The sequence below is a fragment of the Pseudomonas sp. B21-021 genome, from assembly GCF_024749205.1.
Classification (GTDB): Bacteria; Pseudomonadota; Gammaproteobacteria; order Pseudomonadales; family Pseudomonadaceae; genus Aquipseudomonas; species Aquipseudomonas paraglycinae.
Map to the genome: position 1 here is coordinate 3,780,566 of NZ_CP087192.1, position 12,323 is coordinate 3,792,888.

Annotated in this window: 5 protein-coding genes; all 5 read right to left on the reverse strand. The window is 57.3% G+C overall.

The window, feature by feature from the left end; translation table 11 throughout:
• Window positions 1-175 precede the first annotated feature (175 nt).
• The 5 genes from LOY31_RS16775 to LOY31_RS16795 all read right to left on the reverse strand — a co-directional run bounded on the left by LOY31_RS16775 (window position 176) and on the right by LOY31_RS16795 (window position 12,248).
• Entirely contained in the window at window positions 176-814 is a 639-nt protein-coding gene (locus LOY31_RS16775; RefSeq protein ID WP_258711880.1) for a hypothetical protein, read from the reverse strand.
• Window positions 815-950: 136 nt separating this feature from the next.
• Window positions 951-1,304: a DUF596 domain-containing protein gene (locus LOY31_RS16780; protein WP_221535665.1), complete on the reverse strand. Its 354-nt coding sequence runs from the start codon at window positions 1,302-1,304 to the stop codon at window positions 951-953.
• Window positions 1,301-9,916: a DUF637 domain-containing protein gene (locus LOY31_RS16785; RefSeq protein ID WP_258711881.1), complete on the reverse strand. Its 8,616-nt coding sequence runs from the start codon at window positions 9,914-9,916 to the stop codon at window positions 1,301-1,303. Before LOY31_RS16785 ends, LOY31_RS16780 begins: the two co-directional genes overlap by 4 nt.
• Before the next feature lie 24 nt (window positions 9,917-9,940).
• Window positions 9,941-11,647, reverse strand: coding sequence for a ShlB/FhaC/HecB family hemolysin secretion/activation protein (locus LOY31_RS16790; protein ID WP_221535711.1), 1,707 nt, complete (start codon window positions 11,645-11,647; stop codon window positions 9,941-9,943).
• Between the two features lie 151 nt (window positions 11,648-11,798).
• Window positions 11,799-12,248: a helix-turn-helix domain-containing protein gene (locus LOY31_RS16795; RefSeq protein ID WP_221535712.1), complete on the reverse strand. Its 450-nt coding sequence runs from the start codon at window positions 12,246-12,248 to the stop codon at window positions 11,799-11,801.
• Between the last annotated feature and the right edge of the window lie 75 nt (window positions 12,249-12,323).

Below are 12,323 nucleotides of genomic sequence, written 5' to 3' on the forward strand. Positions count from 1 at the left end.
TATATGGGGTAACTCTCATGATGGCTCATAATGGTTTACACGTATTGTCACTAGGGAAAATTCTCACTTCCTCACCTTGATCGAAAAGGGGTCTCATCGAAAAGCGAAAAGGGGTCAGATTTATTTGATTAAATAGTTCTGACAACTTTCTGCCCTTTCTTGACCTAGACCGCCATTAGCTTTGACTCAGGGGGCTAAAATCATCAATAGACAGATTTTTACTTTTCAATAAAGACACGACAAACTCCGAATCGAAAGTCATAAAAAACTCCAGGGCATCATAAATTTTCCAACGATGCACCTCTGGATGATCAATTATCGACAGAAGATACTGCTTTAGTGGCGCCAAGTATTCGATATAGTTTTCACGCCTAACAAAGCGAAGCATTTCGGAAATCTCGAAAGGCCTCACTCCGGCTAACGCAACAATCTTCAGAAGGAGATCGCAAACCTGTACCCTTGCGACTTCTTTCCCTTCTTTATCAGCGACATTTGCAAAGTACATTGTCACCGCCATTAATATATGGCGATAGGTATCATCATAACCATGTAACCGGTGAACATATAGCCCTTCAAAAACTTCAGGCTTTCTCATAAACTCTTCCAAGGCGACCAGGCCTTCACGAGCGCCCCAGCTCGTTAACAGCTTTGCAGCATAAAATCGTACTAATTCATCATTCGATTCACGAAGTAGCTCTTTCACAGAGTCGAGTCTATCCTGTGGAATATCCTCAACATCCAGATCTCCTGCTTCTGCGGCATAGTCTGCATTTTCTGGAATACCATTGAGCAATTCATAGATTCTCGGATCCATTATTAAACCTTCTAAAAAATGGGACAGATTTATTAAATAAAATAAATCTGCCCCTTTTTTACTTTTTTCTACACTATTAAACAAATAGGAAAAAGCGGGTACTTTTCAGAGTCCGGCTCCTTTTTTCTTGAACGAATCACGCCCACACTTCCTCGCCGTCAGGTGTGACCCACACTACTCCAGCCGGAGCAGCCGTCAAAAACCAAAATCCAAAACCATCAAGTTCATCTTCTGCAGGACAGCTTGGCCATGCAAGTTTGATGATGTCGATTTGTTCACTCACACTACCTGAGAGATATTTCCCATCCAGAGCCAGCCTTAAATGCCCTTCAAGCATCAAGCGTTTCAATACCTCGAAGAAAATATCTGCTTTTTCTTCATCGCTTGCTTTCAAACTAGATAGCTCTACGCTCAAATGCTGCCAGATCGCCCCCATTGAGAGACCGAATGAACTTCTTAAAATAGCAGAATACAAAAAATCAATACTCATTTGAATTTAATCTCGATTCGCTTGCCAGCATTAATAGAGGGATTTATTACATCTATGGTCCAGGCCGCACCTGACTGCTGACTTGAGCTCGAAAAGTTTCTCAAGGTGATTTTACTGCCTGCGTTAGCTCCCGAAGTGATCGTCGCAGCGTAAACATCGCCTTTCCCTGGAATAGACTTTACGCTCGGCATACTGTCTCCTCCAGTCAATTGCCTAAAGTAGCTCATCACATCTGACGTAGCAGCGCCAGAATAAACAGGGGCACCAATACTAAGCTGGGGATCAGCTTGTAGCGTCTTCCCACCTATGTTCAGTTGAAAATCCCTTGGTTGAAGTGTGGGGCTATTGTACTGAGATGCAAGATCCCTAATCCGATTCTCAGATTGAAGCTGCAGAATTGTACCAGTCTGCTTACCTGTTAAATCAGGGCCTTTGGGGTTCTGTTCAATACGAGATAGCGCATTTTTTTCAGCATCTACTATCGAGCTTACCTTGCCATCAACGTCTAAGTTACCTTTTACATCAACCCACTTGCCACCAATCCACTCAACAGCTCTCCCTCCAATATAAGCCGTAGCAAATCCGGTACTCGTGTCAAAAACCATACCACCTAACTGCTCGGCGGAGGCAGTCGCTACTTTGTCAAACTCCTTTTCGAGGGTATGCGAAGGGATCGGACTGGTAATCCAGTCCTTGAACCCGAGCGCTACCCCGCTAATACCGCCTGCGATGGAACCCAGCGTGTCGAAAGGTGATGAAACGGCATTCCAGAACGATTTTGCGGTGTCAACCACTCCTCCTGGCCACTCAACAGCTCGGTTCTGGAACCCTATCCATCCTTCTCTGGCCAAAAATCCGGGGTCCGTCGATGGAGGGTAAACACTGGTCAATTCTTTTGGATCAATACCTGAAAAATAACTGGCCTTGGCTGCATTGAATTGCTCGAGCGTCCACCCTTCCTGAAGTGCTTGCAGCTGAATCTTACGTCCAAATTCCTCCATATCACGCTGTCTTTCGGCATCCAATGCTGCGACCGCCCGGGTGACATTGTCCCGACACGCTTGAGCACCATCACCTGCACCACAAGCTGCTCTAGCTTTATCCGCCACTGTGACTTCTTTGTGTAGCAGCCAGTTGTACTGTGTGGCGTTCCTGGCAATTTCGGCGCCCTCTTGGAGATCCCCACCCACCGCTGCGGCGGCAAGCAGCCCGGTTAGCTGTGACATCATCAGGTGCAACTGATCGTTGCCATCCGCGAAGTTGACGAGTTGATTCATCAGCGCTTCGTTGAGTCCCGCCGCTGCCGCACCAGTGGCGAAATCACCGCCAGTTGCCTTCGAAAGCAAGCCTCCCATCAGCGCATGCGCGACGGTTTTCTCAAGACTGCCGTCTGGAAACTTGATGGTGTCACCCACCCAATTGAAGCCGGTTGCCATGGCGACGCTACCCGCCTGCCCCACCAGTGCCGCGCCAAAGCTGTCACCAAAGCTGCCGCCGCCAATGGCGGTCGAAATGCCACTGGTGATGATCGCCCGACCGGTCGTACGGATTGCGACGTCAGTAATGTTGCTGCTCGTCAGGATGTTTGCCGTCTTGCTGGTTCCACCCGCAAACCAGTTGGCGTCTGCATAGTTGAGCACGCCTGCCGTAAACCCGGCGATTGCCGCGTTTTTCAGGCTGTCAGCGCTGAAGGTCTCCTTGAAAGCAGCCCCCAGGTTACCCTTGTTGTTGATGGTGCTGGTCACAGCGGTGGTGGCCATAGCCGTGGCAAACGCCCCGCCGGCTCCACCGCCGACCAAGGCCAGGCCTCCGGGGCCCATGACGAACGACATCATGATCGCAATTGCTATCTGTGCTGCCGGGCCCAGCCCAGAGTTTTCATACTTGAAAGACTCATGGATTTCCTTCACCCGTCGCCAATCGACATCACCGCGAGACTCAGCATCTTTCAACCACGCCAATTGCGGATCGGCCTTGACCATAGCGTCGATGGTCTGGCTGACGGACTCTTGACTAACATCCTTGATGTCGATCTTCAGCCCATCAACCGCTTTGATCACGATGCTGCCTTTGGCAATCATCTGAGTCTGGCGCAAGGTTTCGTCGGTATTGCCTCGTCCCTTGGAAGATACCCATCCTGCGTTGTTGTTGGTTTTGGTATGGCTCTCGTCATGCAGATCCTTCACCCCTTCAAAGGTGATGGAGCCGCCACTGTCCAGGATGATGTCCTTGCCGCTGTCGAGCTTCGCCACCTGATAGGCCTGGTCACCCTTGCTGACCAGCGAGAGGTTGCCACCGGTCTTGATTTCACTGCCGACATGGGTGATCTGGGTGACTTCGTCGCGCTGCAGTTTCAGGTTGCCGAAACCACCCTTCTCCTTCATGTCATAGAGGGTGTAGTCCTTGTTCTGCGCGGCCAGCAGATTCAGGTCATTGCCCGCGTAGACATAGGCTTCATTGCCTGCGCTGATCTTGCTTGCCACCAGGGTCGTGTCGCGACCGGAGCTGGTTTTGACATCGCCACCGGCAATGAACTCGGCAGCCTTCTGGACGGTGTGGTTGTCTTCTTCGTGAACGCGCTTCTTGCCGTCCTTGCTGTGGGTTTCGACGTTGTGTTCGTCGCCCGCAGAGGACAGGTAGATATCGCGTTTGGCGTCGGCGGTCAGGTTGCCCTTGGCCTCGGCGGTGCTGGCGATGACATTGATGTCGCGGCCGGCGTCGAGCTTCAGGTTGCCGCCGCTTTTCACGCTGGAGCCGAGGTTCTCCACGGTGGTGGTGATGACCGAGCGATGGCCGCCATCGAACGATTCGTGCAGTTCGCTTTCGTTGCGCGTCGCCAACAGGTTGATGTCGCGAGTGGCGCTCAGGGTGGCGTCGCCGCCGCTGCTGATGGATGACGAGTTGACGAGGTCGTTGCCCGACTTGATGGTCAGCGTTTCGCGTGCGCTGATGTTGCCACCTTCGTCCACCAGGGTGCGCATGCCGGCGCCGTCACGTACGGCGACGGCGGTGCGGTCGTTGACGATGTCGCCCTTGAGGCTGGTGAGGCTGACCTGATTGCCACGGATCTCACCGGCCAATGCGTTGCGAATGCTGTCGGAGGCCATGAGCGTGATGCGCTCGTTGGCTTCGGCCAGCCCACCCTGATAAAGACTGCCTTTGACGTCGACAGACAGATCCTTGGTCGCCTGCAACGTGCCGACGTTGACCAGATCATTCCCCGCCATCAGTTCCAGGTCACGACCTTGAATCAGACTGCCGCCACGCACGTTGCGTGACTCGGCCTGGGCCAGATAGAGCACCGGCACCAGCACTTTCTGACCGTCGACGACGCGTTCTTCCATCCAGACGATGTCGTGGGTCAATGCCGCCACTTGCTCGGACGTCAGGCTCACGCCTACCGACAGGTTCAGCTCATTCTTGCTGGCGAGCGCGTTATCCATCAGATAACGGTACTGCTCGTAATCGTTGTTCAAGCCACCGGCGAGGAAACGCTGACCGGTCTGGGCCATCACCGCGTCGCTGATCAGTCGCGTCTCGTAGCGGCCATCGCCGAGTCGGCGCGCCGCTTCATCGGCGCTGAAGTTGAGTTTGCCCAGCAGGTAATCGGAACTCATGAACGGCGCGGACTGGGTCAGCTCCGGGTTGGTTTCGATCAGGTAACGGCTCTGCGGATTCGAGCTCTGCACGAACATGCCGTACGGGCCTTTCGGCAGACGGAATGTCGAGGACGCCGTCGGATCCACAGCGGCAAACGGCACGCCTTTGAAGTCGACAGGCACGAAGCTGATCTGCTTCACGCCATCGGCGTCCACGCGCTCGATCCGGGTGATGTCTTTCGGCGCCTGGGCGCTGGCGTCGGTGCTGTGCTTGCCCAGGTTGATGTTGATGCCGCCGACCGAGGTCGTCTGATCGCTGGAGAGCTTGCCGGTCAGTTGATCGTAGGTGTTGTCGTAGAGCGTGCCGTTCTGGATGCTGTGAGCGACGTCCAGTTTGACTTTGCCACCGGCCTGGAGCACCGCCGAATAGACGTTGTTGCCGTTTTCATCCCAAGTGGTGACGTCACTCATCTGCGAAAAGCGTGAGTCGCTGGAGCGGCTGACCAGTTCGTTGAAGCGCTCCTCGTCGAAGTTGCCCGCAGCGGTTGCCGCGTTGAAGGCCGGGATGTCGGTGAACTCCATCTTGTCCCAGAGGCTGTTGTCGATGTGCCCGGGAGTACCGATCTTCACCACCCGATGGCCCGAGCGCGACACGGCCCCCTGATTCAGCAGACTGTCGGCAGACACGGTCAGATCGCCGTTCGCGGCCAGCAGGCTGTAGCGGTTCTCGACGTTATTGGCATGAATGGTGAGGTTCTTGCCAGCGACAAACCGTGCTGCGCGAGAGTCCTTCAAGACCTGGTCGTTGAAATCGGTGGTGATGGTGATAGTGCCGCGCTTCCAGCCGTCACCGCCGCCGCAATGCTGGCCACACACCCAGCTCAGGCTGCCGGACGACTGCCCCGAGGTGATTTCGAATTCGGCCTTGGCGTTTTCAAACGAAACGGCGTTGATGTCGATGTCACCTTCACCTTCGAGGGTGCCCGACAGATTGCTGAACGATGAGGCCCGGCCACCGCCCACAGCGTCGAATGTCAGCTTGCCGCGGCTGTAGATATCGCCATAGAAGTTGCTCAGGCTGTTGCCGTGCAGTTCCATCGTGCCGCCGCTGAACAGCAGCGTGTCAGGGCCGTTGCTGATGCCGTTGGTGGCATTGAACAGAAGATTGCCTTGTGCGCCCAACGTGCCTTTGTTGTCGATCCGCGCAGCGGAGACTGTGAGGTTCTGGTTGGCAATCAGTCGACCCAGGTTGTCGAGCGTGCCGCTCAGCGTCAGCTCGGTGTCGCCACCGCTGACCAGGCGACCATCCCGCTGAATCAGGTCGTTGGCGCCGATAACCAGTTTTTGTTTGGCGGACACCCGTCCGCTGTTGATCAGGTTGCCACCCAGGCTCAGCGTAAGGTCACCGTCGCTGGCCAGTTCGCCGGCATTTTCCAGGCTTGCGACATTCAGTTTGAGTACCGAGGCACTGGCAATACGATCCCCGGCGTTGAGGGTCAGACCCTGCGTGCTGGTGTAAGTCAGGCCACCGTTCAATTGCCAGGTGCCCACGCCATTGACCGAAGCGATATCCCAAACGCCTTTGCCCAGGCCGGTGAGGCTGCCTTGAGTGCCGGTCAGGTTGCTCAGATCCAGATCAAACAGCCCTTGAGCAGCGTGACGAACGCTGCCGCTGAGGTTGTTGAGCTGGGCGCCGGCAAGTTCCAGATCCTGGCTGCCGATCTCGATGACGCCGTTCTGGTTGTTCAGGTTGCCAGTCAGTTTGATCTGGCTGGACGCTCCGCCCAGTGCACGAATCTGCCCGCCAGCGCTGTTGTTCAGTTGGCCGCCGATCAGTTTCAGGTTCGTCGCCGACTCGATCAGTCCGCCCTGATTGATAATCTGACTGACCGCTTCGAGGCCCAGTCGATTGCCGCTGATCTCGCCGCTCGTGTTGTCCAGGCTGGAGCCATCGAAAACGACCTGGTCTTTGCCGAAGATCTTGCCGGCGCGGTTGGTCAGACGTGTCACCGTCAACTTCAAATCGCCCAGCAGGCTGGAGATCAAACCGGCCTTGCCGTTGACTGCGCTGTTGTCGAGGTCGGCGCTGGTGATGTCGAGGGTGTCGGCCTGTAGCGTACCGCCCTGGTTCTGCAGGTTGCCGGCGCCGAGCGCGAGTTCTGCGTGGCTGCCATTGGCGAGGATTGCACCCTGCTGATTCAGCACGGTGCTGCCGAAGATTTTCAGACCATCGCTGCCCGCAATGATCTGGCCCGCGTCACGGTTGTCGATGGACGTACTGGTGATGTCCAGACGCTGGCCGCGCAATGTGCCGCCGCGATTGTCGAGTTCGACCAGTTGTTCGAGCAGCAGGTGTTGCTCGGCGGCGTCGACCACGCCCGTGACGTTTTTGAAGACCCCGGCGATTTTCAGCGTAATGTCACCGCCCGTGCCGACGATGCCGCCCTTGTCGCTGTTGTTCAGTTCGGCCGCGTTGACTTCAATGGTTTTGCCCAGCAGGACACCGGCACGGTTGTCGACCGTGTCGCTTTCGATGTACAGGTCAGCGTCGCTCTGGATCCGGCCCTTTTGATTGAGCAGTTGCGACTGACCGGCAACGGTTTGCTTGAGAATCAGCCGAGCGCCGTCAACACCCGCCGCCAACAGACCGCCCTCGCCGTTATCAAGGCTGGCCGCTTGCAGGTCGAGGCGATCGCCGATCACCCGCCCGCCACGGTTGTCGATGTGGCCATTGCGAGCGACCAACAGCAACTGTTGCGCAGCCACCACACCCTTGCGGTTGTCGACACTGCCGGCGTGAACATCCACGTCACCCTGGCTGGCTTGCAATCGACCCAAGGCATTGTTCAGGTGCTTGTTGACGACCAGCGTGAGCTTGCCGGTCTCGGCACTGATCGCGCCCTTGTCATTGCTGGTGAGATTGTCCAGCGTCGCATCGACAACACCGCCGAGCAGTTGGCCGTTGGTGTTGTCCAGATCACGGGCGGTCAGGTTCAGGGTCGTGTTGCCCTGAATCAGGCCCTGAGTGTTGTCCAGGTCTTCGCTGGCCAGCACGCTGTCATCGGATGAGATCGTGCCTTGGGTGTTGTCGAGTTTGCCGCGACTGGTCAACCCGAGGGTTTTGCCGGTCAGGCTGGCATTGCGGTTGTCGATGCTCTGGGCAGCGACGCTCAAGCGTTTCGATGCCTGAACCTTGCCGTCGTGGTTGTCGAGATCCTGATCCAGCGTCAGATCGACATTGCCGTTTTCGGCACTGATGACACCCTTGCTGCTGTTGTCCAGCCGAGTGCCGGTGATCCGAATCGAATCGGCGGCCAACGTACCGCCCTGATTGAGCAGCTCCGCGCCCGATACGACGAGGTCGGTTTTTGCCTGGATCTTGCCTTTGCCGTTGTCCAGACGCTCGCGGGCGACAACCTTGGTTGCGCTTTGGCTGGCAGCAATCAGGCCGCCAGCGTTGTCGAGTTGTCGGGTATCGAGATCCAGACGTCCGGCAATGATTTTGCCGTCGTCGTTATGCAGCGCCCGCGCATTGAGTTTCAGGCTGCCGCCGGCGATTTCAATCCGGCCTTTGCGATTGTCCAGATTGTCGACGGAGAGTGTTGCCGCCTGGCCATCGGCGAAGCGGATCAAGCCGCTGAGGTTGACGATGGCCGGGACGTTGAAAGCAAGGCTGGTTTCGCCGTAGATCCGCGCACCAGTACCTTGGTTGACCAGGCGAGTGGCGCTCAGCGCGACGTTTTTGGCCTGAACGATACCGTTCTGGTTATCGAACAAACCTGCGGTATTGGCGCTCAGCGAGCGACTGGCCAACACACTGCCACGGTTGCTCACGGCGCCGCTGCTGAGGGTGAGATCGCCATTGCTGTTGCGGCTGTTGTCCGCATTCACCCCGGCCTCGATCACACCGGCATTGACCAGTTTGCCGCCACTGGTCAGGCGAACGCTGTCTCTGGCAGCAAGGCTTTGCTGGTTGACCAGATCCTGTGCGGTTTGCACCGCCAGTTGCGTGCCCGCGTAAACGGACTGCTGGGCTTCGAGACCCTTGGCTTTGATGTCGACCGCATTGCTGGCCGTGACTTTGGCCAGCGTCAGTTGGCCATTGGCGTCAATCTGGATATCACCGGCGCTGGCCGCCAGTTCGCCTGCCAGTTTCACGCCGACACCGGCCTCGGTCCCGACCAGTTTGATTGCCCCGGCGTACATCCCGCCGAGCGCCGAAGAGTCGATCGCCAGCTGCGGCTTGGCGCTGCCGTCATCGGCACGCGCGGTGGCGTTCAGCGTTTCGGCGTTTACATCGTTGCGACCGGTGGTGATGTTCAGGCGTTTGGCGTGGATCTGCGCGTTGATCTGCGCACTGCGGGTAATGATTTCGAAGCTGTCGACGGCGCTGGCATCCAGACCTTTGCCATCGATGGAAACGCTGCCCTGATCGACCTGGAAACGATCCAGCCGACCCGCGCCATCGAGTACCGGTTTACCGGTGGTCAAGGTCACACGCGGTGTATTGATGAATCCGCACCCGTTGCAACTGATGCCGTACGGGTTGGCCACGATCACCCGGGCAGACTGCCCCGCCACTTCGGTGTAACCGCGCAACTGGCTCGGACTGCCACCGTTGACTTCGTTGAGGATGGTTTGCGCAGCCGCTGCACGCAGGTTCGGGTTACCTAGAATGATCCCGCCCATCTGCGTCAGCTGAGTACGACTGGTCGCGTTGTTGAGGATCAGGCCTTGGGCGTCCACGTTGTAATCGTGGAACTGGTTGTGCGACAGCCCTGCGCCGTTGGGCGTGGCAATGTTGATGATCGGCACGCCGTTGCCCGCCCGGTCGAGCGTGGTGCCGGGCGCGCTGACCACAATTCCGTCTGCCTGCGCCCACATCGGCTGCCAGAACATGACGTTGGCCAGCAGGAACGCCAGGCCGCGTTTGGGCATGCCCCAGAAGCGTTCGCGTTTTTTTACGGCAGCAGAAGGCTGACTGGCCAGAAAAGCCAGGTGGCGAATGTCCATATTAGAATCTCGGAGCAGGCAGAATTAGATAAAGAAATCCAGGCGGAAATAGATCGGCGCTTCGCGCTCGGTCAGTGCGGCCGGTCGTTCCAGGGAATGGGCAAAAGTCACACTGGCTGCCACGTGTTCGCCACGCGCAAACAGCTCCAGCGAGTTGCTCGACATGCGCCCGTGCTGGTCGCCGTTGTAGCGGTCGCCACGGATCACGCCCTGGTCGTAGCCGAGGCTGGTGCCGTACTCGGCGAACACCGGTCGCAGCCATTCGGCGCTCACCGGGCGCGCCCAGCGCAGGTCGTTGCGCCAGTAGCCGCCGCTGTCGCCGGACAACGACTGATCCTTGTAGCCACGGATCGACGACAGCCCGCCTAGACTGGTGCGTTGTGGGCTGAACAACACGTCTTCACTGCGCTGACCGGTCATCAGGCTGCTGAAGGTGAAGGACTCGCCCCACACTTTGAATGGCTGCAGATAGCTCAGGGTCGCGGTGTATTTGCGGTAGCGCGCGTCCGGCTCGCCGGGGCCCGGGTCGTGGCTGCCCTGAGCGTCGAATGCACCGATGCCTTCCTGCATGCCGGCGTCGAAGTTGACGAAGGCGCTGCCGATACGACGTCCGTGGTTGAAGCCGAACTGCGCTTCGCTGATGCGGTTGCTGCTCAGCTTGAGCTTGCTGTCTTCGATGAAGTTGTTGGTGCGCAGATATGAAAGTCCGGCGCTGAGGGAGGTCTTGCTGACCGAGTCGCGGTGGATCACCCGCTCGGCGCGCAGCTGATGGTTTTCGCTGTCACCGGTCTGCTTGAAATTGAAGCCGCTGGCGGCGATCAGCGAGCGGTATTCGCTCTGGCTGTAGGTGTAGCTGAAATTCCACCAGCCCCACGGCACGTTGTAGTTGAGCATCGCGTTGTTGGAGGTGTGCTGGTGATCAGACATCGCATCGTGACCGCCGCGCAAACTAAACTGATCGGCCAGACCCAACGGACTGTCCCAATCGAACGTGGTGCCCCACTGCTGTTCACCGGTGCTGCGCTGGCCGTCGTTGCTGCGCGACAGGCCTGCGCGCCAAGGCTTTTGCGCCGCGTTGTTGACCAGCACGTCGCTGCCGCCGACGTTCTTGCCCGGAGACAATTCCATCCTGGCCTGATTGGACGGCAGTCGATTGAGCTGATCGACCATCTGCTCGATCTCGCGCAGGTTGACCAGTTCGCCGGCCTTGCCGGGAAAGGCCATCGACAACTCACGCTCAGAGAGTTTGCTGTTGTCGGCGCCTTTCAAGCCTTCAAGTTTGCCTTCGACCACCAGCACTTTCAGGTGCCCGGCAGACAGATCCTGCTGCGGCAGATAGGCACGGCTGGTCACCAATCCCTTCTCGATGTAGTGGTCGGTAATGGTCTTGAGCAGTTCATTGAGCTGCGCCACGCCCAGGCACTGGCCGATGTACGGTTTGAGCAGACGCGCCTTGTCACTGTCCGACAGGCTGTCGGCGCCTTTGAGCTCGATGTCCTTGATCGGGAAACAACGGGTGTCGGTCGGCGTCACCGGTTGAACTGGCCTGGCTTCCTTGCCCGGCAGGTCTTTGAGTTCTTCGATGCGACGGCGCTGCTCGTCGAGCAGTCGATCCTGGCGTTCACGGATCAGGTCGGTTTCACCAGGAGTAGGTGCAGCAAATACAGCGTTAAGCGGAGACAGGCACAGCAAAGCCAGGCACAACCTCGCCCCAAGGGCGGGTGAGTACATGTTCGATCCCTCGAGACGGAAACTGATATCAAAATAGTGGCGCGATAGTAATGAGCCACTATTCTGACGTCAATTTTTGTTATTACTAAATGTGTATTGCCGACCAGCGGCATCAGTAAATGTCATCCGGGACCTGCTTTTCAGTTTCCTCTCAGTGCTCAACCGCCAGTTTCGTCGCCACATCGTCCGGCGCCAGCACCCGACCATCGGCCGACAGCAACTCAAGCTTCCTGATCGGCTGACGCTTTTGCGCATCCACCATCACCGACCCCGGCTCGCCAGGCTCGAACATGAATTCCCCGCCCCACTGCGACAACGCAACGATCACGGTTTGCAACGCTCGCCCCTTTTCCGTCAGCACGTATTCCTTGTAAGCGCTGCCATCGGACGCCGGCACCAGGCACAGGATGTCGCGTTCCACCAGCCCTTTGAGCCGGGTGCTCAACATGTTCTTGGCAATCTCCAGGCTCTTCTCGAAATCGCTGAAACGACTGATGCCTTCCAGCGCATCGCGGATGATCAGCAACGACCACCAGTCACCGATCAGGTCGAGTGTGCGGGCGATCGGGCAGGCATTGCCCGCAAGGCTTTTGCGCTTCATTTGGGGTGTCTCCGGCAAAACGGCAGGTTCGATGCGGTTGCATCTTACAACTCATGTCGCCAAACCGTTAACGCG